Raw genomic sequence first — 25,831 nt, 5'->3', positions numbered from 1 at the left:
CCGGCCACGCACGTCACGGTGGAGACAGATCTCGGACACTGATCTGGCTACGCCCTCGGCATCACCTCATCCGAACCTCCACATCGACGTAGCTACTCATCACGAGCGGCCTCATGCCGCAACGCACGCGAGAGGTGTCCTTTGGATCCGGTTGCTGGAAGCGTCAAGAACTCCCATCATCCCAGGTCGTAGGGCACCTCTCCTATATTCAGGACATTCGCGTCAGATTTCGCTCGGTGGATCCAGGCTGAGGGACTCTAACCCGGGCGTGGGGCAGTATCGACGTGGAACAGATCGCACGCCCAGATGCCCTCGGCCTGCGTTTTGGGGAACTGACTCCAACTCGGGCCGGTGCGACGTGGAGCCGGATCGAGCCCGGCTTTTTGAAGATGTCGCGTACGGTGCTGGGCGGTACCCGAAGGCCGACGCCGGCCAGTTCGCCGCTGATGCGCTGATAGCCCCACGTGGGATTCTCCCGGGCTAGGCGCAATATCGCCCCCCAGATGTCCGCGCAGGTGGAGGGACGACCTGGGCGTTTGGACGGGTAGGTCCACCGGCGCGTCACCAGGGCGCGGTGCCAGCGCAGCAACGTCGCGGGGGTGACGAAGAAGACATCCCACGACGAGCGGGGAAGCATCCGCGACAGCGCCGCGAGCACGACCCGATCTCCAGGTTGAAGGTCGGGCCGGTTCACCTGACGGCGCAATACGGCGACCTGATGACGAAGCACCACGACCTCGGGCGCCTTGGCCCGATCACCGCGGCCCAGCAACTGAAAGACACGCCCGAGAATGAGGTAGAGGGAGGACCACGACAGCGTCAGCAGGATGCCCGAGACCTCATCATGCTCGAGCCACGAACTCCCAGGTCAACCTCGGAGCTGAGTTTCCGCACCCCACAGGGTGTCATCGAACGCGGCACCGCCGTGCATCTGCTTCCGCAGATCAGCGTTCCCGTCTTCATCGTCTCCGGCGAGGAGGACAAGCCGCGTCCTATCCGTAGCAGGATGAAATGGTCGAACACCTGCCGAACGCCGCCCTGTGGTGCCTTGAGAAGATCCGTCACAGCCCATCCCGGAATCACCGGACGTGGTCCTGCCCCGCGTTCTCGACTTCCTCGACCAGGTGGAGAGGCCCGGCTAGTCCTGTGAAGAACGCCTAAAGGGGGGAGCCCAAAAGGCGACGACCGCCTGGCGGGGGTGAGGCCAGGCGTGCGTACCCACCCCGGCGGTGCAGTCGCAGCACCAGCAGCGCGAACATCGCCAGGCCGATAACCTGCGCGATCATGGCCTCGTAGGGGAGGTACTCCGTGAGTTCGTAGGGTATTGGGAGGAAAGTGACCAGCGCAGAGATGATGTTGGAGGTCGCCTGGTAGGCAATGGCCGCTTCGAGGCCACCGGTCGCGATCGTGAGGTACGCGAGCACCAGGCCTATCAGCAAGAGTTTCAGGAATTCCAAGCCGCGGACCTCCGACGGTATGAACCAGGCGTGTCCGTAGGCGAACGCCATCGCGCTCACCAGGGCGCCGGGCAGCGGGTTCCGCAGGAACACGCCGAAGAACTGCGGCAACCATCCACGGAAGATGTACTCCTCGGCCGCCGACTGGATGGGCATGGCCATGAGCAGCAACGTCAGGGCGATCGACCAGTTCAGGATGCCATCGATGTCGACGTTCGTGTCGTCCCCGAAGTCGTACGGCGGCTCAAGACCGGTCGCCGCCGCCGCGAAGCGCACCACGGAGACGATCACGGCGGCTCCCACCGCCACCAGTAGGCACCGCCACAACAACCCCCAGCGCAGCCGCCCCACCACCGACGACAGGGTCCCGGCCGGGCGGCCCTGAATTCGGGCCGCCAGCAGTGCGACCGGCAAGAGCATCGCCAGCATCACGAAGCCGAGGGCCAGCCCGAACCATATTTCGGCGAGCACAACCCTCCTCTGCCCCTGGTCCACGCTTATGAAGGCCACCGCCACCACCGCAATGGAGGCCACCACTAAAAAGACCAGGCTGAGCGCCATCCGACGCCAGCCGACGCAGTGAGCCAGCCGGTGGTAGGGCACGCCCTCTGCCGGGCTCGCCGATGTAGTGATCTCGCTCATGTTTCCCCACCTCTAATTCCGGGTGGCTGATCAGCCCCTGGGAACCAGGAAAGCCAGTGGAGAACGTCATGAACAGGTCCACTCACGGTCGTTTGCCGCGTGCGACTGGACCGCTGTCGAGCCTGGCACCGGGCATGGCGTCAGCATGCCCAAACTAGGCTTGCCTACAGAGAAGTGCCGGACGTCAGATTCACCCGACGACCACGAGAACACACCGGAAAAGCGGCCTCGAGGGCTCGATCACGGACCTTCGCATGTCCACCGGACTGTCAGTCCCGGACAGCGCCTTCAAGCTCAGCGAGCCTCGGGTAGTCGGTGTAGCCGGTGTGGTCGCCGCCGTAGGCCTTGCTGAAGTCGGGTTCTGCGAAGTCGGCACCGATGGCCAGGCGCGTCACCAGGTCAGGGTTGGAAATGAACAGTCGCGCGAACGACACGGCATCCACAGCACCGCTGGCAATCAGGTCGAGCCTGTCGGTCTGCCCGGCGCCGCCAGCGGGGTTCAGGATGAACGCTCCGGGCCAGATTCTGCGCAGCTTCGGGGTGAGCGACGGGTCGCCCGCCTCGATCAGGTGCAGGTAGGCGAGGTTGAACGAACCGAGCTCGCGGACAAGCACCGGGTACAGCTCGGTGTAGTCGTCCTCGACGGTGTCGCCGAGTCCGTTGTTCGGCGATAGGCGGATCCCGGTGCGGTCGGCTCCGATGACCGAGGTGACCGCCCGGGTGACCTCGATCGCGAAGCGGACGCGGTTCTCGATGGACCCGCCCCACTCGTCGGCGCGCTGATTGGCGTTGGTGGAGAAGAACTGGTGCAGCAGGTAGCCGTTGGCACCGTGAATCTCCACACCGTCGAAGCCCGCCTTGATCGCATTACGTGCAGCAGTCGCGAAGTCCTCGATTGTGTCAGCGATGTGCTGTGCGGTCAGCTCATCAGGGACGACGTAGTCCTGCAGGCCGGCCGGGGTGAAGATCTGACCTGCGGCGCGCACCGCGGACGGCCCGACCGGCGTGAGTGCGCCGTGACCGGCCGCCTCGGGGTTGCTTGGGTGGCCGATCCGGCCGGTGTGCATGAGCTGGGCGACGATCAGCCCGCCCGCATCGTGCACCGCAGCGGTGACGGGGCGCCACGACTCCACCTGCTCGACCGAGTGAAGCCCAGGCGTGAACGGATATCCCTGGCCGATCGCGGAGGGCTGGGTCCCTTCCGTGATGATCAGGCCGGCACCGGCGCGCTGGGAGTAGTAGGTAGCCATGTCGGGCGTGGCAAGCGTGCCGTTGGCGCGGCTGCGGGTCATCGGGGCCATGACGATGCGGTTGCTCAGTGTGAGGGCTCCGGCGGTGAAGGGGTCGAATGCGGTAGGCATGGCGGTCTCTCCTCGGGTTGGACTGGACGTGTTAGTTAGCCGAACAAGCACACTGCGGGGATATTCCTTGTTCGAGCAACTTTCTTGGTCTAGGCTCGCTGAGTGAGTGATCCAGGGCTTGAGGCCATCGCGCCGGTGAGTCACGCGATCTTCCGGGTCGCGCGTACGCACAAGGCGATAGCCGGTCGCCTGCTCCGCGAGGCTGGCCTCTACCCCGGGCAGGAGCTGGTGCTGATGACCCTGTGGACACGAGGTCCGCAACGGATGATCGACCTCGCCACCGCAGTCGAGTCTGATGCGCCGAGCTTGACGCGCAGCGTGGCACGCCTGGAGAAGGCGGGCCTGGTGACACGGACGCCTTCGTCGTCGGATCGGCGAGTGATGATCGTCGCACCGACCGAGGCGAGCCTCGTGCTTCGCGCGAAAGTCGAGGACGCTTGGCGCGAGTTGGAGCAGCGCACGTCCGGCGCGCTCACTGCCGCCCAGCAGGGCCAGGCACTCGCGAGCCTAGCGCTGCTGGAGAATGCCATGCCTTCCGAGACAGCTGCGCCGATCTCCAAGGATGCGCTCCCGGATGCTCTGGCCACGACCCTGCCAGCCGATGAGCATCCGCGGCTCCGCAAGGATGCCGCACAGAACGCAGAACGTCTCATTGCCGCTGCGGTTCGCGCTGGCCTCAGCGCGGACAAGTCCGTTCCGATGGCACAGATCGCGGCCGAGGCGGGCGTTGGGATCGGAACGCTGTACCGGCGTTATCCGAACCGCGAGGCGCTGCTGGAAGCCATGGAGGTGCGCGCGTACCGCATCCTCATCGCCGAGGCGGAGGACGCGCTCGCGTCGGCCGAGTCCGGATTGGACGCGATCGGCCGATACCTGAGCCAGACGTTCGCCCACAGGGACGAATTCGTGCTCCCGTTGCACGGCGCCCCCCTGACAGAAGGCACCGAATCGGCGGCTCTGCGGGATCGACTGAAGGGACTGATCGCCGCCATCATCGAGCGCGGCCACAGCGACGACACCGTCCGCCCGGACGTGACGGGCTGGACGGTGGTCCGGTTCGGCGCCATGCTCGCCCAGCCGATGACGACCTTCCCGGGATGGGATGAGGCTGCGGCAGAGCAACGCGCGCTCTTCCTCCGCGGCATCGCGTCTGCCGGCCACTGATCGTCACCACGCATTCATCGGCGAATCGGACGAAAACGTCCGCTTGTCTTGTATGGTGGAGCGATGCTGCTCGCTCCCGATGCCGACGGCTACCGCTCGGCGACGCAACCGCACAACTCGGCTTCGACCCAGCGGCCGGTCGCGGTTGCCGTTGTCTCCAGCCCGGACGAGATTCCCGATGCGCTTAACGAGGCGGCAACCCTCGCGCGTTCCTCAGAGCATGCGATCCAGGTCGTGCCGCAAGCAACCGGCCACGGTGCCGGTGCGGTCATCGACGAGGGCTCGGTGATTCTGGACACCTCGCGACTGAACTCCGTCTCGATCGACCCGCACGCCCGCGTGGCGACGGTGGGTGCCGGAGCGACCTGGGCAGCCGCGAAACGGCACGGGTTGCTGGGGGCTCGCGGGCTCTGCGCCGAGCGTGTCAGTGTCGGGTTACACCTTCGGTGGCGGGATCGGCTGGCTCGTGCGCCGCGATGGGCTTGCCAGCGGCGCGCTGCGACGGGTGCACTACGTCGACGGCCACGGGGTTTCGCGGATCGCCGCCGACGACGCGGCAGACCACGACCGCACGCGCGCCGGGCGAAGCGTCCGTTGCGACCTATGGAGCCTGGTCCGTTCCAGCCGTTTTCTTGCGCCGCCGTGGCTCCGCCGACCGCGGCGGCGTCTGACGCATGTGATCTCGCGCGCGGGCGAGGATATCGGCGAGTGTCTCGATGTCGGAGCGGGACAGCGGGGCGAACAGCAGGTCGTCGAGGACAGCGACGTGACCAGGGAAGACCCCCGCGAGCACGGCACGTCCCTCCTCGGTGATGGTGACGGTGATGCTGCGCTCGTCATCGGAGGACGGCGTCCGGGCCACGAGGCCCCGCTTCTCCAGCGTCTGGGCCTGGTAGGTCAGTCCGCTGCGGCTGTAGACGACACCGTCGGCCAGATCGGTCATCCGCCGGCTGCCCGTCGGGGAGTCGCCGAGGGTGGCCAGGAGCTGGAACTGCACATAGCTGAGATCCCCGGCCTCCCGCAACTGCTGCTCGACGGCGTGCCTCAGCAGGCTGCTCGCCTCGATGAGGGCGAAGTATGCGCCCAGCTGCGCGGCATCCAGAGGCGGCGGCGAGGAGGTCATGAGCCGAGCCTACCAGTGCTTCCAACTCGAAGCACTTGCTTCCAATTCGAAGCAGTGCTACTGTGATCGCAAGTTGCTTCGAATCCGAAGCACATCGCGAAGGGAAAGACATCATGAAGGCAGTACGGTTCCACGAAACGGGTGGCCCGGAGGTTCTGCGCTACGAGGACGCCGACCAGCCGGTCCCCGGTGCGGGTGAGGTGCGCATCCAGGTCGCCGGGTCGGCGTTCAATCCGGCCGACGGCGGTATCCGCGCCGGCTTCCTGCCGATCCCGGTGACGCTGCCGCACGTTCCGGGCTACGACGTCTCCGGCACGATCGACGTGCTCGGCGACGGGGTGGATGGCCTCACCGTGGGCGAGAACGTCGTCGGGTTCATCCCCATGAGTGCTGACGGCTCGGCCGCGCAGTACGTCGTCGCCCCGGCGAACGCACTGGTGAAGGCTCCGGTGCGGATCCCGCTTGCCGATGCTGCCGGGTTGCCGTCGGTCGGGCTCACCGCCTCCCAGGCACTCTTCGAGGCCGGCGAGCTCGAGGCCGGCCAGCGGGTGCTGATCAACGGTGCCGGCGGCCCGGTGGGCGGGTACGCCGTGCAGCTGGCCAAGCGCGCAGGTGCGTACGTCATCGCCACAGCGAGCCCGCGCAGCAGCGATATCGTCAAGGCGGCCGGTGCGGACGAGATCATCGACCACACGGCCACCTCTGTGCTCGATGCGGTCACCGAGCCCGTCGATGTGCTGCTCAACCTGGCCCCGATCAGCCCGGACGGGTTCACCGCGCTGGTCACACGGGTCCGTGATGGTGGCGTGGTCGTCTCCACGACACCGACCGTGACGACGCCCGGCGACGAGGAGCGAAACGTACGCGCGGCCACGATCTTCGTCCACCCCGACGCGGACGTGCTCTCGCACCTCGTCACCCTCATCGACAGCGGCGACCTCCACGTCGAGATCGCCCGGCGCGTGCCGCTGAGCGAGCTGCCCGCGATCCACCAGCAGGCCGCCGCGGGAGAGATCCACGGCAAGATCGTGGCCGTCCCACCCGCCGTCTGACGATCCCGCCTCAACTCGCCAACTCCTGAAGGAGAACCATGACCCTGAACCTCGATCCCGAGGTCGCTGCGGCCCTCGCCCCCATGGGCGAGTTGGACTCCATCGCCCCCGACGCGGACGTGTCACGCCGCGCGATCGCCGACCGCGTCCGGGTGCTGAAGTCGCTCTGACCGTGCGGAATGCGTTCATTCGACTCGCTGTGAACGCGTTCCGCATGGTGGGCGCACCCACACATCGACCTACGCTGCCGAGGAGTCTCCATGACTGACTACGGGAACCCTCTCCGGTTCGGTTCCTTCATCACACCGTCCGCGACCGCGCCGTCTCGGACAGTCGACCTGGCGGTGCGCAGCGAGGATGCCGGTCTTGACCTCGTCACCTTCCAGGACCACCCCTTCTCAGGTTCGGTCGGCGGCCGGCCTCGGCCTCGTTTGGGGTAGGTCCACTTCCGAGTGACCAGACGGCGATGCCAGCGCAGGAGCGTGCGTGACCAGTCGGTGCGCCCGAAGCGCTTTCGGCAGCACGCGGGCTAGAGCTGACAGGATCGCCGCCCAGATCACCAGCCAGAGCCGAATAATGACACCGTTCACGGTGATTCAGCGGAAGATCTGGTGTCTGAATGGCGTAGTATCATATCTTTCGATATATCGACTCGATACATCAGGTTGGCAGGCTGCCACATGATCTGCCGCCGGAGATGGAGGCAGTCTGATGTCGAGCGCGCACTTGTATGACGCCATCGGCGCTACCTACACCGTGACGCGGCGCACCGAGCCGCGGATCGCCGAGCAGATCTGGACCGCGCTCGGCGATGCGCGGACCGTGCTGAACGTTGGGGCCGGCACCGGGTCCTACGAGCCTCCCGGCCTCGACGTGACTGCGGTAGAGCCATCGGCGGTCATGCGGGCGCAGCGCCCCGCAGGCGCGGCGCCGTGCGTCGATGCCACCGCGGAGAGTCTCCCGTTCGAGGACCAGTCCTTCGACGCCGCGATGGCTTTCGCTACCATCGATCACTGGCAGGACCCGATCACGGGCCTGCGCGAGATGCGGCGTGTCGCTCGCCGCGTGGTCGTGTTCACCTGCGACGCCAGTGACGCCGAGCTCTTCTGGCTGAATCGTGACTACCTGCCGGAGTTCGCCGGCCTCTGGGCTGGCCGGCCTTCGCTGACCGAGCTGGTCGGTGCGATCGGAGCTCGGACCGAGCCGGTGCTCGTTCCGTGGGACTGCGCTGACGGCTTCTACCACGCCTTCTGGCGCCGGCCCGAGGCATATCTGGACCAGCATGTCCGCCGCGGAATGTCGATCTGGGCCAGGGTCGGCCCGGATGCCGAGCAGCGGGCAGTGCACAGCCTCCGTGATGACCTCGCATCCGGCCGGTGGGCCGCGCGCAACCGCGACCTCTCCGGCCTCGACGCGGCAGAGCTCGGCCTGCGCCTGCTCATCGCCTGATCCCGCCATATGCCGGGTCGCGGACCAACGTGTTGACGGTGATCCAGCGGGAGATCTGGTGTCTGTGTGGCGTACGTTCTTGTAGCTGCCGTTGACCATGCTCGAGCACGCTCGCGGGCTGGGCGGAGATCAACGGGAGGGCGATGCCGATGAGGAGTGCGATCGCCGTCGAGATCATTGATCGCGTGAGTCGCATGGCCGTAAGAGTCGATCAGCGCCCTGGCTCGGAGAAGACCTTTGCGCGGTAACGCAAAGGGGTCCGTCGAGGAGCCTGCGGCCCAGTGGCGTGAGGTCGTGCAGGACGGCGGGACCGCAACGGGTGCTGGTGATCAGGCCCGCCTGCCGGAGGGTCTTGGTGTGCCTGCTCATCGCGGCGAGTGAGGTGTGCAGCCTGGTGGCGAGTTGCGTCGTGGAAGCGCTGTCGCGCAGGGCGGCGAGGACGGCGGCGCGGGTGCCGCCCATGAGGTCGGCGAGTGAGTCCCCCGGGTCGGTGATCGCGTCCCGGCGGTGTTCGGGCGCAATCGGGTAGACCAGGACTGGCGGCAGGTCCTGCTCGGCGAGCGGCAGGGGCGTCGCGCCGCAGAAGAACGACGGCACCAGTCGCAGGCCCCGGCCCTGGAGGTGCAGGTCACGCTCGACCGGGTGACGCACCTCCAGCACCGGCGCGCGCCAGCGCATCAGCGGTTCGAAGCCACGTAGGAGCGCCTCGACGCCCCCGGCGAGCAGCGCGCCGACGCGGGCCGCGACGTCGGCCTCGACGCTAGCGCGGATCAGATCGTCGTGGTGGCCGGCGCGCGGCGCGGTCGCCAGGCGGGTTCGTGCGATGTCCTCGGCGGTGAAGTGAATTCGCAGCACGACTCAGAGCTTCGGCAGCCCGTCTTGACACGGCCTTGCCGCTGCCTGTCGTGACCGGCGGAAGGGGTTCTACCTTGGTCTATACCTCATCTATACCGAGGTGTCGGACTCTCGTAATCATGCCGAATCGAGGTTGGGAGTTCCGGCTGCTGGGGCCGGTCGAGGTGGGGCAAGGGGACACGACGATCACGCTCGCCAGGCGCGCCCAGCGCTGCCTGCTGGGCCTGCTGCTGCTCGACGCGGGACGGGTCGTCCCGGTGGGCCGGTTACTGGAGCTGCTGTGGGACGACGACCCGCCGGCCAACGCCCGGGGCATCCTGCACAGCCACGTCGCCCGGCTGCGCGGCACGCTCGACCCCGACCGGACGGGGTCCCGGGGGTTCCGGCTGCTGCGCCAGGGTGACGGCTATCTGGCCGAGACCGACGTCGGCGCGGTCGACGTCCACCGGTTCCGGGACCTGGTCGGGCAGGCCCGCCGGTCGGCTGGGCCGGGTGGCCGGTCGCGGCTGCTCACCGACGCGCTGGCCTGCTGGCGGGGGCCGCTGCTGGCCGACGCCGCGACCGATCGGCTGCGCGACCGGCTGGGGGTCGGGCTGGAGGAGCTGCGGCTGGCCGCGATCGAGGCGCGCGCGGAGGCCGAACTGGAATGCGGGCGGCACCGGGAACTGCTGCCGGAGCTCGCCGATCTGGTGCGGCAGCATCCGCTCAGGGAGCGGCTGATCCGGGCGTACATGATCGCTCTCTATCGCGACGGCCGCCGGCCGGACGCGCTGGCGGGGTATCGCCGAGCCTGCGGCGACTTCGTGCGGGAACTCGGCCTGGAGCCGACCAGGGAGCTCCACGAGTTGCACGACCGGATGGCCCGCGCGGACCCCTCGCTCCACTTCGAGCCGTCGAGGGCGTCCGCGCGGCGGTGGTCATGGCGGGGCGCCCCGTCCGGGACGCCCCGCGCTCCCGGCTACCAGCCGGTGTAGTTCACCTCAGAGCTGCGGAGGTGGTTGCCGAACACGGTGGCGAACTCCTGCGCCCCTCTCTTGGTGGGGTGGAACGAGCTGCGGCTCGCGCAGCTGTCCCGGTAGTCCGACCAGGAGCCGATCGGGTTCTGCATGTACGCGTACTGCCCCACGGTCATGTCCCGGGTGGTGGCGCCGGAGCAGGCCACGAACGAGAAGTCGAGCTTCGGATCCCAGGAGTCGGCCAGCTGGCCGATGGTCTGGGTCTCGCCCGGCAGGACCGTCTGGCGGATCCAGGCGTCCTTGCTGCGGCGGCAGGCGTTCCAGCGTGGCGTCTTGTACTCGAAGTCGGTCTCCGGGTAGTAGTTCCCGACGCCCTCACCGGAGGTGATGGAGTCGCCCATGGCGACCACGAAGTGCTTGGGCCGTTTCGCGAGCATCTGGAAGGCGATCGCGTCCCAGGAGATGGCCGCCGAACCGTCGCCCTCGTTGTTCAGGTTGGTGAGCGACACCTTCGGTTTCTGGCCCCCTTGAACTCAAAGACGCCCAGGTTGTACCACTCGTTCACCTCCCGGCTCTGGTTCAGGGTGCGGTACTCCGCGGAGCCGTCGCCGATGTGGATGGTGTAGGGGGCCTGCTGGGTCTCCGCCCGTCGTTTCGGGATGTGGACGAGGCCCCGGGCCCACCCGTTGATGTGCTGGTCGAGCTCCCAGGTGCCGGTCACCTTCATCACGTCGCCGTTGCGCAGGCCCATCCGCGTGTACGCGAACCACTCGTGCCCGCCGAATCCGCTGCCGAGCTGCTGGAAGTCGGCCCTGGCGGGCACCCGCCCCGCCGAGTCCTGGGCGAACTCGAAGCTCAGCGTGCCGTGGTTGTCCCACCCGGCGTTGTTGCAGCCGCCGCGGATCGCGTACTGCTTCCCGTCGTCGACGATCAGGACGTTCTTCGTGTCCCCGCTGATGTACGGCAGCCCGGGCGTGTGGCAGGGGTACCAGTGGTCCTGCGGTTCGGCGCGTTCCGTGCCGCCCCAGGTCGAGTCGTACCGCAGCGACGCCTCGTTGCCGCAGGCCGACGGGCAGTCCTTCGACTCCTTGGGCAGGTGCCACCAGCATTTGGAGTCGGACCGCAGGCAGGTGCCGCGCCCGTTGCCTGTCGACGGCGGCTGGCACTCGTTGCCGGGCGCGCAGAAGGCGTTGTTGTCGACGATCCCCGTGTTGGAGATCGTCAGTCGGCACGATCATCGTGCGGGCGCCCTCGCTGGTCCACCACGCGTAGTTGTAGCCGCCCTCGGTGACGTTCTTGTTCTGGGCGGCGTCGAAGTAGGTCTTGGTGATCGGCCACGCCGCCCAGCCCAGGACCTTCTCCTGGTAGGGCCAGTCCTGCGGGTGCGCCGCGTCGGCGTAACTGTTGTTGTCCAGGAACGGGCGGCGGTCCTGCCGGTAGGACGGGTTGGCGGGGTTGTTCAGCCAGCCCACACTCCACGCGCCGAGGTTCGGCGTGCCGTTGCCGTCGATCTTCCAGGCGTCGGCCTTGGAGTGCCAGCCGGAGTTGTACGCCCAGACGGCGAGATACCAGTTCTCGATCTTCGACGGGTCACCGTTGTGGACCTTCGCCACCCCATTGGTGTCGGTCCAGATCTCGTTCCACTTCTGGGCCAGCGTCGACATGCCCGCCGCGATGTTGGTGACGTAGTCGAGCGCCACCCGCTTCTGCTTGGCGGCGCTCCAGAGGGACCCATGTTGTCGGTCTGCTGCGAGATGCCGTAGCCGCAGTCGGCCCGGCCGAAGTCGACGTCCCAGCTGGCGGCGATCATGGCGCCGATGAGGAGCAGCCGCCGGGGGTGTCTCATACCCGGGAGCATCGGCAGGCCGCCTTGACACGGCCTTGCCATCGCCTACTGGCGGATGCCGAGATCGGTGAAGGTGTCGCGCGACCTGGTCGACTCGACGCCGAACCAGTCGTGGAAGTCGGGCCCGTCGAGGTAGAGCGGCGTCCAGCGGTGGCGGCGGCACGACGCCGACCACTCCGCCGACGCGGTGACGCCCCGGCAGATGTCCAGCAGGTGGGCCCGTCCTCCTCCCGGAGGGAGCGGCGATGAGCCCGCACAGGACGTGGTCGGCGCCGCCGTAGGTCCGCCCGCCCATCAGGATCGAGCCGGTGTTCCCGCGCAGCGTGGCGGCCAGCCCGTCGAAGTCGCGCAGCTTGGTGCGCGGTCATCGGACGGTGACGGGCTCGGTGGCCTCGGTGTCGTCGTCCGCTGCGGGGGCGGAGTTCTTCGGGCCGCGCAGAGCGATGTAGACGAACAGAACACCCATGACGGCGACGCCTGCCCACATGGCCTGCTGCCAGCCGTCGACGAAGGACTGCTGGGCGGCGTGGACCAGGTCTTGGGCGTGCGAGCCGGTGCTGCCTGCCACCTCGACGGCGTTGGCAATACCTTCGCGCGCGGTGTCCGCGGCACCCTGGGGAATGCCCTGCAGGCGATCGTCGATGGCGCTGCGGTAGCCGACGGACAGCAGCGCTCCGAGCAGGGCGACACCGAGGGCGGTGCCGAACTCGCGGGTGACGTCGTTGAGTGCGGAGGCGACACCCTGCTTCTCGCGCGGCAGGGAGCCGGTGATGGCCTCAGTGGAGGGGGTCATCGACAGACCCATGCCGATGCCCATGGCGAGCATGCCGGGCAGGATGGTCAGGTAGCCGCCGTCGGCGGAGACAAAGAGGGCCATGAGGGCCAGGCCGACGGCGGCCAGCGCGATGCCTGTACCCATGGTCGAGCGGGAGCCGAGGCGTACGGCCAACTTGGGGGCGAGGCCGGAGGTCATCATCATCATGACGGCCATGGGCATCAGGGCCAGCGTGGACAGCAGCCCCGACCAGCCGAGCACGGCCTGGAAGAACGGGAAGAGAACAACGGCGATGCCCGCCTGGACGCCGAAGACCACCAGCAGCGTGATCGAGCCGCCGGCCAGACCACGCTCACGGAACAGGCGCACGTCCAGCAGCGAGGCGTCCCGGCGGTGCAGCTCCCAGGCCACGAAGCCGATGGCGGCGATGAGACCGACAGCGAGACTGATCAGAGTCGCGGGCGCAGTCCAGCCACGCTCGGGGCCCTCCTGCAGGACGAAGATGAGCCCGACCACCGCGACCGTGGATACCAGCGCGCCGACGGTGTCGAAGCTGTGGGCGGACCTCTCGCGGGAGTTGGGGACCGACTTCAGCGTCATGGCCAGGGCCACGATGATCAGGACCACGGGCAGGACAAACAGCCAGCGCCAGTCGGCGACGTCGACGAGGAGCGCGGAGAGGAACATGCCCAGGATGCCGCCGCCTCCGGCGACGCCGGTCCACACACCGATCGCCGTGCCACGTTCCTCCTCGGGGAAGGTGGAGGTGATGACGGCAAGAGTGATGGGCATGATCATCGCAGCGCCGATACCGCTGGCCACGCGCGCGGCCAGCATCACCTCGGCTGTCGGAGCCAGGCCCGCCGCGACGCTGGCGACGCCGAAGACACCCAGCCCGGCGATCAGCATGGGCTTGCGGCCCACGCGATCACCGATCGCGCCGAGCGGCAGCAGCAGCGCGGCCAGAGCCAGAGTATAGATATTGATGATCCACAGGACAGTGCTCTGCGAGGCGTCGAACTCGACGGCCAGGTGAGTCTGGGCGACGTTCAGCCCGGATACCGAGGCGATGACGGCCATCAGCGCGATGCAGACGGCGATCAGGATCGTGCGCAGCTGACGCGCATCGGGAGCGCCCCCGCCGCTTTCGTCACTGACCGTCACCTGAGGAGGCTGGTTGGTACTCATGGATTCCTCTCAAAAGGGCATGCAGAGTCAGTGCCGGAGCAGGACCGGTCGCCGAAGTGGATGAGGTGGGGCCCGGCTACCGCGCGCACCGCCAGTACGGGCGCGCGGTGGGCTGGTACGGGCCCTGAGGTCAGGCGGTGGTGCCAGCCATGCCGGAGGCGAAGCGGCGGCCCATGTTGTCGGGCAGGTCCTCCATCGGCAGGTTCAGACCGTCCAGGCCCTCGGTGCGGGCCTGCATCTCGGTGACGACCGCGAGGACGCGGCGGGCCACGGACGTGCCGTCGGTCAGGCGCACCCCCGCGATGCCGCCGTACTGGCGCACCTGCTCCCGGCCCCGCTTGAGCAGCTCGGTGGGCAGCGTGCCGTCCAGCACGATGAAGCCGTGCATGGCCTTGGCAGGCGCGTTGCGGGGCGTCCCGCTGTCGATCACGACGACCGAACGACGGGAGCGGGCCAGCATCAGGGCACCGTTCAAGCCTGCGGCGCCGCCGCCGATCACCACAACGTCCACGATCTCACCGGGCAGTGCGTCGCTCGCGTATGCGGAAGTCCGCACAGACATGTCGCGCCCTTTCATCGTGCGTGGCCCAACCCTTCCGGGCCTTCTGCACACGACGTTAACCCCCTCTTGCATCATGGGCATATGATGTTGCCCATGACGCAAGAAATTGGAGACCTGGACAGCCTCGTACGCAAACGCATCCGCGCCCTGCGAGTCGCACAGGGCTGGTCCCTGGAAGAACTGGCCGCCCGCGCCAACCTCAGCCAGTCCTCACTGAGCCGCATCGAGAACGGCCAGCGCCGCCTCGCCCTGGACCAGCTCGTCACCCTCGCCCGCGCCCTGGACACCACCCTCGACCAGCTCGTCGAGACCGCCACCGACGACGTCGTCACCAGCCCGATGATCGACGGCACCCACGGCCTGATGCGCTGGCCCGTGAAAGGCGACCCCGGCATGAGCGTCGTACGCCAGCGTATGATCGAGCCACCGCCTGACAACCCCGCCCGCATGCGCGCCCACCCCGGCCGGGAATGGCTAGTCGTACTCTCCGGCACCGCGATCCTCATGCTGGGCCACCGGCGCTTCCGGCTCGAGACCAACCAGGCCGCCGAGTTCCCCACCATGATGCCGCACGCCATCGGCACCGAAGGCGGACCGTGCGAGATCCTGGGCATCTTCGACCGCGATGCCCGCCGCGGACACCAGCGCGGCAACGGCAGCGACGGCGACACCTCTGGCACCTGCGAATGACGGCAACGCGCACCCTCGGTACGGGTGCGCGTTGCGCGTCGGGCACCGCCACGCGCCGACATCTTGCGCATCCCGGGAGACATCGTGCCATGTAAGCAAGCTCGCCTTACGGTGACGGCATGACCCACGCACACCCGCACACCCCCCACCACGGCACGCAGCACGACGCCGGCCAGGCGGAGATCCTCGACCTGGACGCGGAAGTCCTCGCCGAGCACATCGCCGCCATCACCGCATGGCTGCCCGTGAAAACCAGCCCGCGCCAGATCGTCGACCTGGGCTGCGGCACGGGAGCGGGCACCTTCGCCCTCCTGAACCGTTTCCCGGAGGCTCACGTCACCGCCGTCGACGCCTCGCCCGGACACCTGCAGCGCCTGCGGGAGAAGGCGTGCGCCCAGGATGCGGACGACCGTGTGCGCACCGTGCAGGCCGACCTCGACGCCGCCGACTGGCCCGACCTCGGCACGCCGGACCTGGTCTGGGCCTCGGCCTCGATGCACCACATGGCCGACCCTGGCCGCGCGCTGCGCAACGTCCACGGCATGCTCGCGCCCGGCGGCCTGTTCGCCGTCGTCGAACTGGCCGAATTCCCCCGTTTCCTGCCCGAGAATGCTCCGGAGGACCGGCCCGGCCTGGAAGACCGCTGCCACGCTGCGACCGAGCACTTTCACGCCGAGCACTTGCCCCACCGCGGCGCGGACTGGGGGCCGATGCTGATCGCCGCCGGGTTCACCCTCGAAGGCGAGCGAACCATCGCCGTGAACATCGAAGGCTCCCGCAGCGAGGCCATCGGCCGCTACGCACTCAGCAGTCTGCTACGCATCCGCGGTGCCGCCGCGCACGCGCTTCCGGCCGCAGATCTCGCCGCGCTCGACCGGCTGCTCGACCCAAACAGCCCGCACAGCATCCTGCACCGGGACGACCTCTCGGTACGCACCGAACGCACCGTCTGGGCCGCACGGCAGTCCCCCTCTGGCCGGCAGGCCACAGTTGGCACCATCGCCGCAGGCGACGTTCCCGCCGAATACCATGCGTGGCGCAAGGACCGGTGGGAAGAGGTCGCCCCGCCCGTGCCATGTGCGCCGACGCCGCGACCGTCTGGCACAACGACGGCAAGGGCGAGGAGAACATCGAGGGGATGAAGGGGCAGATCCACACCATCGAATCGATGCACTACGACATCACCCGCCAACTCTCCCAGCCCGGCGAAGTCCTCCAACAGCACGTCGTGCACGTGGCCACCAAGAACGGCATGCGCGGCGAGGTGCACGCCGCGGTGTACTTCCGCTTCGACGACGCCAGCCTGATCACCCGCATCGAGGAATACGCGAACTTCATCCCCGCCAGCCAGGACAGCTAAGGCCGCAAAGGACTCGCTGCAGCCGTCACGACGGCGCGGAAGCCGATGCGCCGTTCGCCCCTCTTCCCGGCAGAACGGCGCATGGCTCCGCGGACTACCCGCGGAGGAACCGCCACGACCCCGGAAGGGAAACACCCGAACGCCTCTCGAAGCCACTTCGGGTCTTGGTCGCACACTTCGAGCTCAATCATGGTGCCCCCGAGACCGGTGAATCCGCTTGCCGGTTACTCGGAAAGGCGATTCACCGCAGCTGGTTCCAACAGTGTTTCCAGGTTCACCCGGGCGATCTGCTTGCGGAACTCCCCTGCGTAAGAGGTGTCACCGGAGTCGTGCATTGTCTCGGTCATCCAGACGGCGGATGCCTGACGTTCCCAAGTGTGGCTCAGGCAGGTGTCGGAATAGCTGTCGAGCAGACGCGAATCGTCGTTCTTGACGTGGTGGATGACTGCGCCGGCGAACACTTCGGCGTCGTGGAGGGCGAGGCTCATCCCTTGCGCGCTCATCGGGGAAATGAGGTGCGCGGCGTCCCCGAGAAGGTAGAGCCTGCCGTGGCTCATGGGGCTGAACACCACACCGCGCAGCGGCACGACCTGCTTGCTCGTGATCGGGCCCTTGGCCGCCGCGGGTTCGCCGAAACGAGCTTCTAGTTCGCTCCAGACGCGCTCGTCCGGCCATTGTTCGATGGTGTCGGTGAGCGGGCACTGCAGGTAGAGACGACTCGCGTTCGGGCCGCGAGTGATCTGTGCGGCGAAGCCGCGAGAGTGCACTGCCAACACCGCCAGGGGATCCGCCGGCACCTCCGCCATGACGGTCAGCCAGGCATACCCGAACTCATGGGTGTAGCAGGTGAGGACGTCGGCAGGGATGGCCGTCCTGCTGACGCCGTGGTAGCCGTCGCTGCCGGCGACGAAGTCACAGCCGAGCGCCTTCGTCGAGCCGGCCGCATCCCGATAACGAACCAGGGGACGCTCGGTGTCGATGCCTTCCAGCGAAACGTCTTCGGCTTCGAAGCGGAGGTCGCCGCCGTCGCGGAGGAATACCTTGATGAGGTTCCGGACGAGGATCTGCTGAGGACAGTAAGCACCGTCGGCGTCATCCTCGTCGTCCTCGTCCATCTTCCAATACCGCTTTTCTCCGTCGATCAGCATCGGCATGACCGAATCGGAGGCACCGAGGCTGTGGCCTTCCACCACCTCCCCCAGCCCCCACCGGTGCAATACGCGCACCCCTCCGGCATCGAGAGCCCCAGCCCGTTGCCGCTGCTCGACGTATTCACGGCTGTGCTTCTCCAAGACGATGCAACTGATTCCGCTGCGCAACAGGAGATTGCCCAGCGCGAGCCCGGCGACTCCGCCGCCCACGATGACCACGGTGGTGTTCTCATCCGCCTGGATCATGTGCTTTCCCTACTCCTCGAGGAAACGTGGTAGTTGACGGTCCAGGGTGGATCACGGGCCGTCGACCACCACTGTGGACCCGGCAGCGGTTGCCGACAACCGACAAACGGACAGTCAATAACGGAAAGCCGCCAACCTTGGCGGTAGGCCAGTTCCCACTACTTGCCGTGGTGGCGGCCGGGTACCGTCGGCCGCGCCACCGGCGGATGTTGAGGCTGACCGTCCGGGGCCGCGAACAGGTCAGTTCCCACTTTGTGTCCATCACGCTGGGTGGAAACGACTTCCAGTACCTGGAGCAGTCCGGGTACGACCAGGCGGGCCGCCTGTTCTTCGCAGGGCCCGGTCAGGATGAGGTCGTGCTCCCGGCCAGCGAGAAGTGGATGCTTCAGTACACTCTGCAGTCGGCCAGGAGGCGGCCGCGAGTCAGGTCGTACTCGATCCGGCGCTTCCGGCCGGAGATGTCCGCGTTCGACATCGAATTCTCCCTCCACAAGGAGCACGACTCGGACCGGCCCGCCGCTCCCGGGACCGCTTGGGCGCTGGCGGCCGAGCCGGGCGACGAGGTCGCTTTCCTCGACGAGGGATGCGGCTACGTACCCACCGCCGGCTCCGCCTGGCAGTTGCTCGTCGGTGACGAGAGCGCGTTACCGGCGATCCTCGCCATCCTGGAATGTTCCTCCGACGCGCTGCCCGCCGAGGTGTTCCTCGAAGTACCCACCAGCGATGATGTCCGCGGCGAGGTCACTGCTCCCGCGGCCACGAAGATCCACTGGTTGCCCCGCAACGATCCTTCCATGAGGCCGGGCACGCTCGCGCTGCAGGCCGTGAAGGACGCACAACTCCGTCCCGGCTCCTACTACACCTGGGCCGCAGGTGAGTCCGCGCTCGCCACCGGCATCCGCAGGCATCTCGTCAACGACCGCAACGTCCCCAAATCCGACATCTCCTTCCGTGGCTACTGGAGACATGGCAGAGCCAGCCTCGGCTGACCACCTCGCACCATCATCAGGACCCGTCCCGACGCCGTGGCTCGTCCGCCACACCTACATCCCGCGGCAGGTCATGCACCTGCGGCAGCACGTGGACGGGTGCCCGCTGCTAAACGGTTCTTGAAGCGCAGCGGCGCTTCGCCGACCTCGCGTTTGAACGCTGTGCTGAACGCGGCCTCCGACGCGTAGCCCAGCTCCGCCGCGAGCGACGCGATCCGGACGTCGCCGTCGCGCAGGGCCCGCTGGGCGAGGAGCATGCGCCACTGGGTGAGGTACGTCAGCGGGGGCACACCGGCCACCTCGCGGAAGCGTACGGCGAACGTCGTGCGCGACATGGCGGCGGCGTGGGCGAGTTCTTGCAGGCTCCATGCGCGGTCCGGGTGGTCGTGCATGAGGTCGAGGGCCGGTCTCAGGCGTTCGTCGCGGAGAGCTGCTAGCCAGCCCGGCGGCAGATCGCTGTTGCTCATGAAGGCGCGCAGGACTTCGAGCAGCAGGAGCTGACCGTGCTGGCGGATCGCGAAGGCGGCGCCCGGCTTGCCGCCGGTCATCTCATCGACGATGCGGTGCACGCAGCCGCGCAGCGAGGACGTGGCTGGGATCGACGGCCCGATGTGCGCCACCGGCGGGAGCGCGTTGAGCAGGAGCGCCCGGCCAGCCGGAGTGAGGTCGATGCGACCGCCCACGACCACGTCGTCTCGCCCGCGATCGACGGCGAACGAGAAGTGCTCGTCCGGCAGGACTTCGCGCGGCGGCTCGTCGCCTGTGCCGCCGTCGAGCCGCAGCCACGACCGATCGTTGAGAATCGCGACGTCGCCGGGCTCGAGGATCAGCGGCGAGTCGAGGCCGTCGGTGGTCAGCCGGACTTGCCCGTACGGGACGGCGAGGAACTTGAGCGGGAGGTGCACCTCGCCGCGCGCGAACCACCGCCCCCGGGCGGCGAACCCGCCGGACAGCACTCCACGAACCTCGACCAGGTCGAACACCTCGGATAGGCGGTCAACAGCCACGCCCGTACTTTCGCACAAGAAATACGAACTGACAACTATTCAACGTACAGCTTTTGGCGTGCAGGCTGGAGGCATGACCATAAGCTCTGCCTTCACCGAAGCCGCCGGCTTCGCAGTCAACCAGGCCAGTCCCGTCATCTCCTACGGCCCGATGGCCATCCCCGTCCCCGGCCGTGCCGTCGACCTGCAGATCAAGGTCTCCGTACCCGAGGCCGGCGAGGAACTGCCGGTCATCGTGCTGTCCCATGGGAACGGCCCCTCCAACTTCGTTTCCTCTCTGTACGGATACGGTCCGGTCGCGCACTTCTGGGCCGCGCACGGCTTCGTCGTCATCCAGCCCACGCACCTGGACTCGATGACGCTCGGGCTGCGCGAGGCCGACAGTTTCGAGGCGCCGCTCTACTGGCGTACCCGGGTCGAAGACGTGCGCACGATCCTCGACCACCTCGACCGGATCGAGTCGACCGTGGCCGGTCTGAGCGGGCGTATCGACCGTAGCCGCATCGCCGCGGTCGGCCACTCGATGGGCGGGCACACCGTGGGGATGCTCTGTGGCTCGACTGTCACCGACCCGGTCAACGGCTCGCAGGTCTACCTGCCCGACCAGAGGATCAAGGCGGGCGTGCTCCTCGGCGCGCCCGGCCTGGGCGACGACCTCGCGCCGTACGCGACCGAGCACTGGCCGATCCTCAGCACCACCCGCTTCGACCGGATGACTACGCCGGCGCTGGTCGTCACCAGCGACGAAGACACGAACACGTATTTCAGCGAGCGCAAGGACTGGCGGGCCGACGCCTACCGCCTGGGCCCGGGCCGCAAGAGCCTGCTGTGGCTGTACGAAGCCGGGCACAGCTTCGGTGGCATCAGCACCTACGACGCGGCGGAAACCACCGATGAGAACCCCGAGCGGGTCGCCGCGCTCCGCGCCCTGGTGTGGGCGTACCTGCGGAGCGAGCTCTATCCGGACGACAAGTCCTGGAATGAGGCGGTGACCATGCTGCAAAGCATGGACACCCCGTGGGGCCGGGCCGAAACCAAACCCTGATCTCGGCAAAAGTTCGCATCCTCACGCCCTGACGGCCGCGCCTACCATGGAGATGAGGAGGCGGAAGACATCGCGGCCCCTGTCGATCCCCCTGCGGTCGGGACCGTCTGGGAAGGAGATCGACATGTCAGTGCGGTTGAACCACACGATCGTGGCAGCCCGTGACCGCGAGGAGACCGCCGCGTTTCTGGTGGAGATTCTCGGTCTGCCGCCCGCGACGGCCTTCGGGCCGTTCCTCGTCGTCGACCTCGGCAACGAGGTGTCCCTCGACGTCGCCGGGACCGACGGTCCCGTGCATCCCCAGCACTATGCCTTCCTGGTCACCGAGGAGGAGTTCGACCAGATCTGGGGCCGGATCAAGGGCCGCGGACTCACCTTCTGGGCCGACCCGTTCCACCAGCGGCCCGGCCAGATCAACACCAACGACGGCGGTCGCGGCCTGTACTGGTCCGACCCCAACGGCCACAACCTGGAGATCATCACTCGCCCGTACGGAGGGTGAGCACAGAATCCACGCGTGATCCTTTACGCCGAATCCCGGATACGACTAACGGGACTCGCGTCAGCGGAATTCTCGTTCTACAACCTCGAGATCAGAGACCCGAACGGTGTCACAGTTGCGTACGCAGGATAGGGCACCCGGACCGTCTCTCGCCGATCGAACCAGCTTCAGCGGTGGTGTGTCGATAGTGGCACTATTCGCTGACCACCAGGTCACGGCCGATGTTGGGTGCTAGCGGAGTTGCTAGCGCTAGCAGTGCGGCCCGCTAGCGCTACATCCCATTTGCCCGACGATTCCTCCCGGTTTGAGGGCTCGGCGCCGAGGCGAGATCACCAGATTTGCTCGCTGGTTGCTCATGGGCACGATCGCACGGTTCTTAACGGCACCCCTTCTTCGCCGACGCGGTAGCGCCCGGGGTCGAGGAACGACGGGACAGCCCTTAGCGGTACGGGCTGTTCGAGCAGGTGGGGCCGGTGCACCACCAACCGTGTTGAGGAAGAGCTATCACATCACCGCTCAACCCAGATGGAAAGTTGCGCATCCAGCCAAACCATCACACCGTGCCCACGGCGTGAATACTTACATTCCTCCACAATCAAGGCAGAATGGGCCAAGCGAGCGATATCCGGTGCCTGCCGCGCAATGGGTCAATCGGGGGGGTGAATGCGTTTGACCGTGACCGGTTAAGGGCATTGAGACAGCCGAAAGCCGTGGCATGAGGCCCGTTCAACCAAGGCCACTTGGGCATAATAAATGCCTTCGAAATAAGTAAAGCCTCAAGGTACATGCCTCGCCGCCATGATGATGCCCCAATAGATATGGAATTTCGTCACGATGGGAAGACCGCTGGGATATTAGGGGCGCCCACCCGGTCAGCATCGGTTACGAAACCAGCGGAAAGGATGCGTTGTGATGACGTCCTGCCTATGGAAGACAACATCGTGAAAGCGCGCAGCCCACGGATCCTCTGTTTCGTCGGCCAGCGCACCGGCACCGCGGTGATGGCTAGCTGCATCGCCGTCGCCGGTACCGGTGGTGTCCCCCTCGGCCGCGCGTCCGCGGACGCTCCCTGCGGTGGCACCGGAGTCGTCTCCGGCACAACGTGCACCTACACCCAAGCGACTTTGCTGGACACGTTCACGGTTCCACCCGGAGTGACCACCCTGCGAGTGACCGCCGTGGGGGCGGCAGGCGGCGCTGGCACTGACGCCGGCAACGGCGCCGGTGCCAGCGGCATGGCGGACATCCCCACCACACCCGGGAGCACCCTTGACGTGAGCGTCGGCGGCCCTGGCGGACTGGGCAACTCTGGTGGAGGTGCAGGCGTAGCCGGTGGTGGAAGCGGCGGCTACGCCGACTGGTACGGCGGTGGCGGCGGCGGGTACTCAGGCGTGTTCGCCGACACGACCCCCCTTGTCGTGGCCGGTGGCGGCGGCGGTGGCGGCTACGTCGGTGGCGGCGGCGGTGGTGACCCCTCGGTGATTGAAGCCGGCGGGGGCGGAGGCACTAGCTTCGTGGAGCCAAGTGGCATCAACGTGTCCATCTCCACGGCAGCGTCCGGTGCTCCGGCCTCGGTGACCATCGCCTGGCAACCGCAACTCCCCACGCCGACATTGGACCCCTTGCTGATCGTGCCCGACCCGGTGGGGCTCAAAGCTGGGATTCGGCTCTGGCCTGCGGGTTCTTGGTGGTGTCAGCTGCCGAGCTGGTACTCGTTGATGAGCCCGCCGAGGATGGTTCTGCGGTGAACTCGGCCATTGGCGAGGTCGACCAGGGCTGTCGGTCCGGCTTCGGCTTGCGATGGAAACAGCTGCCGATGCCGCGGTGGGGCCGGGCCGTGTTGTAGTGCTCCAGGTATCGAGTGAGGGTTCGGCGCAGGTGTTGCTCGTTGAGGATGAGCATTCGGTCGAGGAGTTCCCGGCGTAGGGTGCCGATTCCTTTCGCAGTGTGCGTTCGCTTTCGGCCTGCGATGGACTTCGAGGACGCCAGACCGGCGTCAGCGAAAACCGTGTCGAAGGTGTTGGTGAACTGGCCGCCGCGGTCGCGGATCAGGAACGATGTACTCGGCCTGAACCGCCAGGAACTGGTTCCATGTGGACTGGCTCGTGCCGCTGACCGTGCCGTAGTTGCCGTTCCCGGACGAGTCGGTCACCGTCGTTTCCGCCTCGTGATCGGCGCAACGGCGTCAGATGGCGCCCGGGCTGCTGGGAGCGGCCCGGGCCGCCGTTCGTCCGGCCAGGTCAGAACCCGTAGTTCCAGTCCCCGTCGGCGAACACGCCGTTGACGTAAAGATCCGTGCTCACCATGCTGACCCTGGCCCAGCTCGCGGATCCGCCGAGGGTGGTGACGTGCCGGGTCGAGCCGATCGAGCCGCCGTTGGTGGCCGACTTGCAGCCCAGCAGGCCCCAGCTGCCGTTGCTCAGGGACTGCCAGCCGCAGACCTCCAGCTTGATGGAGGCGCTCGAGTCGCGGTAGATGTACGCGTCCACGTTCCACGAGTAGCTGTTGAAGGTGACCGTGCCCCAGCTGGCGCTGCCCTCGGAGGCCGACTCGCTGAAGCTGCGGGTGACGGCGGCCTCGGCAGGCGAGGCGGTGAGGACGCTAAGGCCCAGGGCAACCGTGGTCGCCGCGGCGGCGAGCATTCGGGTGGTCTTCATGATGTCTCCGTTTCTCTCGTGTCCAGGGAGATCATCGCCAGGGCGGCTTGACACGGGCTTGCCACTCGCGGCGGCGGGAGGGCGGCAACGGGCGGTCGTCGCGGGAGGGCGGGGCAAGGGCATGTCGAGCCGCAGGCCGGATGCTCGACCGGGTTGGAGACAAGTGGTCACTGCCCGTGATATCCCGGCTCGGCACGGAGACCAAGCGATACACCGAGCTACGGCGTGACATCGGCGGCATAAGCCATCGCATGCTGACCGTCACCCCGCGAGAATTGGAGCGCGACGGAATTATCACGCGCACCATCTATGCGGTCATGCCGCCACGCGCCTACCTTCGAAATAGCACCAGATAACCGTTCGATTCAAATCGTTTTTCGTATCCCTGGGCCAGTAGGAATCTGACCCGCGAAATCTGCTCATCCAGTGAGAGAAACGGGAAGGTCTTTTTCCCCACATCTGCCAATATCCATGGGGCCCCGCGGGGAGTTCGATCCCAGAGTAGCGTCCGTGTCCGGCTGGAGATGGCGGGAGCGAGATTGTTGCTCGCCTCCACAAGGACCCCGTCGGGGATTCTCGAAACCGCCTCCGCGAATGCTTCCCCGCCTCGGGGGGATGACGGCGGGTTGGAGCGACCGTAGGACCGGCGGCGACGGAAGCAACTACCCGATTTCCGGTATATGGGAATTCCGGGTGGAAGCCGGGCCCGGCGCCGTCCATGGTTGGCCACCATGACGGCGAACACATGGACGGTCGATCGGGCCGCCGAGGCGCTGCGCGCGGCGGAGTCTACCCGCACCGCGCGCCACCCCATCACCGAAGACTGGCCCGAACTCGACCTCGGCACCGCCTACCAGGTGCAGTCCGAGCTGATGGTGGACAGGGTCGCCGGCGGCGAGAAGATCATCGGCGTCAAGCTCGGCCTCACCTCGCGCGCCAAGCAGCGGCGGATGGGCGTGGCCGCGCCGCTGACCGGCTGGCTCACCGACGGCATGGTGCTCGACGCCGGCGCGCCCATGCCGGTCGAGCGGCTCATCCACCCGCGGGTGGAGCCCGAGATCGTCTTCATGCTCGGGCGGCGGTTGGCGGGCCCCGGGGTCACCCCGGCTGCCGCGATGGCCGCGGTGCGGAGCGTGTCCGCGGGCCTCGAAGTGATCGACAGCCGCTACCGCGACTTCCGGTTCACCCTCGCCGACGTGGTCGCCGACAACGCGTCGGCCGCCCGGTTCGTCGTGGGTGACGTGGAAGTGGACCCCGCCGGCCTGGACCTCGCGCTTGAGGCGTGCGTGCTCGGCGTGGGGGGCGCGGTGGTGGACACCGCGACGGGAGCGGCCGTACAGGGCCACCCGGCGCGGGCGCTCGCGCTCGCCGCGAACTCTCTCGCCGAGCGAGGGCTGGCCCTGGAGGAGGGCTGGATCGTCCTCACCGGCGGGATGACCGATGCCGTCCCGCTGGAACCGGGCCGCCCGGTCACCGCCGAGTTCACCCACCTGGGCACGCTCACGGTGTCCTGCGGCGGACCCCCTCAGGTAGCCAACCGCAAGCGGAAGCTACCCTTGCTTACCGGCACGACGTCCTCGGCCTGCACCGGCCAACTCCGCCTGGCGATTTCCCGAAGGCGCCCTCTCTTTACCGGCGGGTACGGCTTGCTGTTGACCACGTTCTCGCCTGCTGCGAGTGGGAACGGTTGGCTGCTCCTCGACAGGCATTCTGGTCACGGTGAGGTGCACGCTGCCTCGGTTGTTCCCGTAGAA

The 25,831-nt window shown here is 67.5% G+C and carries 25 protein-coding genes and 1 pseudogene; 15 read left to right on the top strand and 11 right to left on the bottom strand.

Annotated features, from left to right (window positions below; translation table 11 throughout):
• Positions 1 to 1,157 precede the first annotated feature (1,157 nt).
• On the bottom strand, positions 1,158 to 2,099 hold the full coding sequence (locus ABGB08_RS51150; protein ID WP_347606711.1) for a CPBP family intramembrane glutamic endopeptidase: 942 nt from the start codon (positions 2,097 to 2,099) through the stop codon (positions 1,158 to 1,160).
• 269 nt (positions 2,100 to 2,368) lie between these two features.
• Positions 2,369 to 3,460 (bottom strand): alkene reductase, encoded by a 1,092-nt coding sequence (locus tag ABGB08_RS51145; protein ID WP_347606708.1) that lies wholly within the window; start codon positions 3,458 to 3,460, stop codon positions 2,369 to 2,371.
• A 102-nt stretch (positions 3,461 to 3,562) separates the two neighbouring features.
• Between ABGB08_RS51145 and ABGB08_RS51140 the strand changes: the two genes are divergently transcribed.
• Positions 3,563 to 4,624 (top strand): MarR family transcriptional regulator, encoded by a 1,062-nt coding sequence (locus ABGB08_RS51140; protein ID WP_347606705.1) that lies wholly within the window; start codon positions 3,563 to 3,565, stop codon positions 4,622 to 4,624.
• 601 nt (positions 4,625 to 5,225) lie between these two features.
• Here the strand turns inward: ABGB08_RS51140 and ABGB08_RS51135 are convergent.
• Positions 5,226 to 5,747 (bottom strand): MarR family transcriptional regulator, encoded by a 522-nt coding sequence (locus ABGB08_RS51135; protein ID WP_347606702.1) that lies wholly within the window; start codon positions 5,745 to 5,747, stop codon positions 5,226 to 5,228.
• 113 nt (positions 5,748 to 5,860) lie between these two features.
• Here ABGB08_RS51135 and ABGB08_RS51130 point away from each other — a divergent pair, with 113 nt between their 5' ends.
• From ABGB08_RS51130 to ABGB08_RS51120, 3 genes are all read left to right on the top strand, one after another.
• Entirely contained in the window at positions 5,861 to 6,799 is a 939-nt protein-coding gene (locus tag ABGB08_RS51130; protein WP_347606699.1) for an NADP-dependent oxidoreductase, read from the top strand.
• A gap of 38 nt (positions 6,800 to 6,837) precedes the next feature.
• Positions 6,838 to 6,969 carry a hypothetical protein gene (locus ABGB08_RS51125; RefSeq protein ID WP_347606697.1) on the top strand — a complete coding sequence of 44 codons (132 nt, stop codon included), beginning with the start codon at positions 6,838 to 6,840 and terminating at the stop codon, positions 6,967 to 6,969.
• 541 nt (positions 6,970 to 7,510) lie between these two features.
• On the top strand, positions 7,511 to 8,248 hold the full coding sequence (locus tag ABGB08_RS51120) for a class I SAM-dependent methyltransferase (RefSeq protein WP_347606694.1): 738 nt from the start codon (positions 7,511 to 7,513) through the stop codon (positions 8,246 to 8,248).
• A 174-nt stretch (positions 8,249 to 8,422) separates the two neighbouring features.
• Here the strand turns inward: ABGB08_RS51120 and ABGB08_RS51115 are convergent, their stop codons facing one another.
• Positions 8,423 to 9,103, bottom strand: a complete 681-nt coding sequence (locus ABGB08_RS51115) for a winged helix-turn-helix domain-containing protein (protein ID WP_347606691.1) — start codon at positions 9,101 to 9,103, stop codon at positions 8,423 to 8,425.
• 119 nt (positions 9,104 to 9,222) lie between these two features.
• Between ABGB08_RS51115 and ABGB08_RS51110 the strand changes: the two genes are divergently transcribed.
• Positions 9,223 to 10,077 carry an AfsR/SARP family transcriptional regulator gene (locus ABGB08_RS51110; protein ID WP_347606688.1) on the top strand — a complete coding sequence of 285 codons (855 nt, stop codon included), beginning with the start codon at positions 9,223 to 9,225 and terminating at the stop codon, positions 10,075 to 10,077.
• On the opposite strand, the gene ABGB08_RS51105 is transcribed toward ABGB08_RS51110, so the two are convergent.
• Entirely contained in the window at positions 10,062 to 10,568 is a 507-nt protein-coding gene (locus ABGB08_RS51105; RefSeq protein ID WP_347606685.1) for a hypothetical protein, read from the bottom strand. The two genes, ABGB08_RS51110 and ABGB08_RS51105, sit on opposite strands and share 16 nt — an antisense overlap.
• Positions 10,550 to 10,882 carry a hypothetical protein gene (locus ABGB08_RS51100; RefSeq protein ID WP_347606682.1) on the bottom strand — a complete coding sequence of 111 codons (333 nt, stop codon included), beginning with the start codon at positions 10,880 to 10,882 and terminating at the stop codon, positions 10,550 to 10,552. The genes ABGB08_RS51105 and ABGB08_RS51100 overlap by 19 nt, the downstream gene beginning before the upstream one ends.
• 623 nt (positions 10,883 to 11,505) lie before the next feature.
• On the opposite strand from ABGB08_RS51100, the gene ABGB08_RS51095 reads away from it, so the two are divergent.
• Positions 11,506 to 11,748, top strand: a complete 243-nt coding sequence (locus tag ABGB08_RS51095; protein ID WP_347606679.1) for a hypothetical protein — start codon at positions 11,506 to 11,508, stop codon at positions 11,746 to 11,748.
• 521 nt (positions 11,749 to 12,269) lie between these two features.
• Here the strand turns inward: ABGB08_RS51095 and ABGB08_RS51090 are convergent.
• Together ABGB08_RS51090 and ABGB08_RS51085 are read right to left on the bottom strand one after the other, a co-directional pair.
• A complete protein-coding gene (locus tag ABGB08_RS51090) occupies positions 12,270 to 13,844 on the bottom strand; it encodes an MFS transporter (RefSeq protein WP_347606676.1) in 1,575 nt (524 codons plus the stop codon).
• A gap of 154 nt (positions 13,845 to 13,998) precedes the next feature.
• Positions 13,999 to 14,430 (bottom strand): FAD-binding protein, encoded by a 432-nt coding sequence (locus ABGB08_RS51085; RefSeq protein ID WP_347606673.1) that lies wholly within the window; start codon positions 14,428 to 14,430, stop codon positions 13,999 to 14,001.
• A gap of 93 nt (positions 14,431 to 14,523) precedes the next feature.
• On the opposite strand from ABGB08_RS51085, the gene ABGB08_RS51080 reads away from it, so the two are divergent.
• The 3 genes and pseudogenes from ABGB08_RS51080 to ABGB08_RS51070 all read left to right on the top strand — a co-directional run bounded on the left by ABGB08_RS51080 (position 14,524) and on the right by ABGB08_RS51070 (position 16,480).
• The gene (locus ABGB08_RS51080) at positions 14,524 to 15,120 is read left to right on the top strand and encodes an XRE family transcriptional regulator (protein WP_347606670.1); all 597 of its coding nucleotides are present in this window, start codon (positions 14,524 to 14,526) and stop codon (positions 15,118 to 15,120) included.
• A gap of 119 nt (positions 15,121 to 15,239) precedes the next feature.
• Positions 15,240 to 16,085 (top strand): annotated as a pseudogene (locus tag ABGB08_RS51075) (class I SAM-dependent methyltransferase); the annotation flags it as partial.
• A 173-nt stretch (positions 16,086 to 16,258) separates the two neighbouring features.
• Positions 16,259 to 16,480, top strand: coding sequence for a hypothetical protein (locus ABGB08_RS51070; RefSeq protein WP_347606667.1), 222 nt, complete (start codon positions 16,259 to 16,261; stop codon positions 16,478 to 16,480).
• A 224-nt stretch (positions 16,481 to 16,704) separates the two neighbouring features.
• Here the strand turns inward: ABGB08_RS51070 and ABGB08_RS51065 are convergent, their stop codons facing one another.
• On the bottom strand, positions 16,705 to 17,877 hold the full coding sequence (locus ABGB08_RS51065) for a 4-hydroxybenzoate 3-monooxygenase (protein WP_347606664.1): 1,173 nt from the start codon (positions 17,875 to 17,877) through the stop codon (positions 16,705 to 16,707).
• 206 nt (positions 17,878 to 18,083) lie between these two features.
• Between ABGB08_RS51065 and ABGB08_RS51060 the strand changes: the two genes are divergently transcribed.
• Positions 18,084 to 18,866, top strand: a complete 783-nt coding sequence (locus tag ABGB08_RS51060; protein WP_347606661.1) for a siderophore-interacting protein — start codon at positions 18,084 to 18,086, stop codon at positions 18,864 to 18,866.
• 71 nt (positions 18,867 to 18,937) lie between these two features.
• Here the strand turns inward: ABGB08_RS51060 and ABGB08_RS51055 are convergent, their stop codons facing one another.
• The gene (locus ABGB08_RS51055) at positions 18,938 to 19,873 is read right to left on the bottom strand and encodes an AraC family transcriptional regulator (RefSeq protein WP_347606659.1); all 936 of its coding nucleotides are present in this window, start codon (positions 19,871 to 19,873) and stop codon (positions 18,938 to 18,940) included.
• A 73-nt stretch (positions 19,874 to 19,946) separates the two neighbouring features.
• Between ABGB08_RS51055 and ABGB08_RS51050 the strand changes: the two genes are divergently transcribed.
• The 3 genes from ABGB08_RS51050 to ABGB08_RS51040 all read left to right on the top strand — a co-directional run bounded on the left by ABGB08_RS51050 (position 19,947) and on the right by ABGB08_RS51040 (position 23,168).
• Positions 19,947 to 20,918, top strand: coding sequence for an alpha/beta fold hydrolase (locus tag ABGB08_RS51050; protein WP_347606656.1), 972 nt, complete (start codon positions 19,947 to 19,949; stop codon positions 20,916 to 20,918).
• A gap of 124 nt (positions 20,919 to 21,042) precedes the next feature.
• On the top strand, positions 21,043 to 21,420 hold the full coding sequence (locus tag ABGB08_RS51045; protein WP_347606653.1) for a VOC family protein: 378 nt from the start codon (positions 21,043 to 21,045) through the stop codon (positions 21,418 to 21,420).
• A gap of 926 nt (positions 21,421 to 22,346) precedes the next feature.
• Complete coding sequence (locus ABGB08_RS51040) at positions 22,347 to 23,168, top strand: hypothetical protein (RefSeq protein WP_347606650.1); 822 nt, start codon at positions 22,347 to 22,349, stop codon at positions 23,166 to 23,168.
• 492 nt (positions 23,169 to 23,660) lie between these two features.
• Here ABGB08_RS51040 and ABGB08_RS51035 read toward each other — a convergent pair whose 3' ends face one another.
• The gene (locus ABGB08_RS51035; protein WP_347606647.1) at positions 23,661 to 24,077 is read right to left on the bottom strand and encodes a hypothetical protein; all 417 of its coding nucleotides are present in this window, start codon (positions 24,075 to 24,077) and stop codon (positions 23,661 to 23,663) included.
• Positions 24,078 to 24,217: 140 nt separating this feature from the next.
• Here ABGB08_RS51035 and ABGB08_RS51030 point away from each other — a divergent pair, with 140 nt between their 5' ends.
• Positions 24,218 to 24,433 (top strand): helix-turn-helix domain-containing protein, encoded by a 216-nt coding sequence (locus tag ABGB08_RS51030; RefSeq protein WP_347606644.1) that lies wholly within the window; start codon positions 24,218 to 24,220, stop codon positions 24,431 to 24,433.
• A gap of 375 nt (positions 24,434 to 24,808) precedes the next feature.
• The coding region (locus tag ABGB08_RS51025) for a fumarylacetoacetate hydrolase family protein (protein WP_347606641.1) at positions 24,809 to 25,831 on the top strand (1,023 nt) is incomplete at its 3' end.

It is taken from the genome of Acrocarpospora sp. B8E8, assembly GCF_039871605.1.
Classification (GTDB): Bacteria; Actinomycetota; Actinomycetes; order Streptosporangiales; family Streptosporangiaceae; genus Acrocarpospora; species Acrocarpospora macrocephala.
This window is presented reverse-complemented; position numbering and strand designations above follow the sequence as displayed.

Bases quoted from the DNA above. Each gene is read 5' to 3' on its own strand.
- ABGB08_RS51145 (WP_347606708.1), bottom strand. From the start codon at position 3,460: ATGCCTACCGCATTCGACCCCTTCACCGCCGGAGCCCTCACACTGAGC.
- ABGB08_RS51035 (WP_347606647.1), bottom strand. From the start codon at position 24,077: ATGAAGACCACCCGAATGCTCGCCGCCGCGGCGACCACGGTTGCCCTG.
- ABGB08_RS51045 (WP_347606653.1), top strand. From the start codon at position 21,043: ATGTCAGTGCGGTTGAACCACACGATCGTGGCAGCCCGTGACCGCGAG.
- ABGB08_RS51150 (WP_347606711.1), bottom strand. From the start codon at position 2,099: ATGAGCGAGATCACTACATCGGCGAGCCCGGCAGAGGGCGTGCCCTAC.
- ABGB08_RS51130 (WP_347606699.1), top strand. From the start codon at position 5,861: ATGAAGGCAGTACGGTTCCACGAAACGGGTGGCCCGGAGGTTCTGCGC.
- ABGB08_RS51135 (WP_347606702.1), bottom strand. From the start codon at position 5,747: ATGACCTCCTCGCCGCCGCCTCTGGATGCCGCGCAGCTGGGCGCATAC.
- ABGB08_RS51030 (WP_347606644.1), top strand. From the start codon at position 24,218: ATGCTCGACCGGGTTGGAGACAAGTGGTCACTGCCCGTGATATCCCGG.
- ABGB08_RS51050 (WP_347606656.1), top strand. From the start codon at position 19,947: ATGACCATAAGCTCTGCCTTCACCGAAGCCGCCGGCTTCGCAGTCAAC.
- ABGB08_RS51125 (WP_347606697.1), top strand. From the start codon at position 6,838: ATGACCCTGAACCTCGATCCCGAGGTCGCTGCGGCCCTCGCCCCCATG.
- ABGB08_RS51085 (WP_347606673.1), bottom strand. From the start codon at position 14,430: ATGTCTGTGCGGACTTCCGCATACGCGAGCGACGCACTGCCCGGTGAG.
- ABGB08_RS51060 (WP_347606661.1), top strand. From the start codon at position 18,084: ATGTTGAGGCTGACCGTCCGGGGCCGCGAACAGGTCAGTTCCCACTTT.
- ABGB08_RS51070 (WP_347606667.1), top strand. From the start codon at position 16,259: ATGAAGGGGCAGATCCACACCATCGAATCGATGCACTACGACATCACC.
- ABGB08_RS51080 (WP_347606670.1), top strand. From the start codon at position 14,524: ATGACGCAAGAAATTGGAGACCTGGACAGCCTCGTACGCAAACGCATC.
- ABGB08_RS51065 (WP_347606664.1), bottom strand. From the start codon at position 17,877: ATGATCCAGGCGGATGAGAACACCACCGTGGTCATCGTGGGCGGCGGA.
- ABGB08_RS51040 (WP_347606650.1), top strand. From the start codon at position 22,347: ATGGAAGACAACATCGTGAAAGCGCGCAGCCCACGGATCCTCTGTTTC.
- ABGB08_RS51110 (WP_347606688.1), top strand. From the start codon at position 9,223: ATGCCGAATCGAGGTTGGGAGTTCCGGCTGCTGGGGCCGGTCGAGGTG.
- ABGB08_RS51120 (WP_347606694.1), top strand. From the start codon at position 7,511: ATGTCGAGCGCGCACTTGTATGACGCCATCGGCGCTACCTACACCGTG.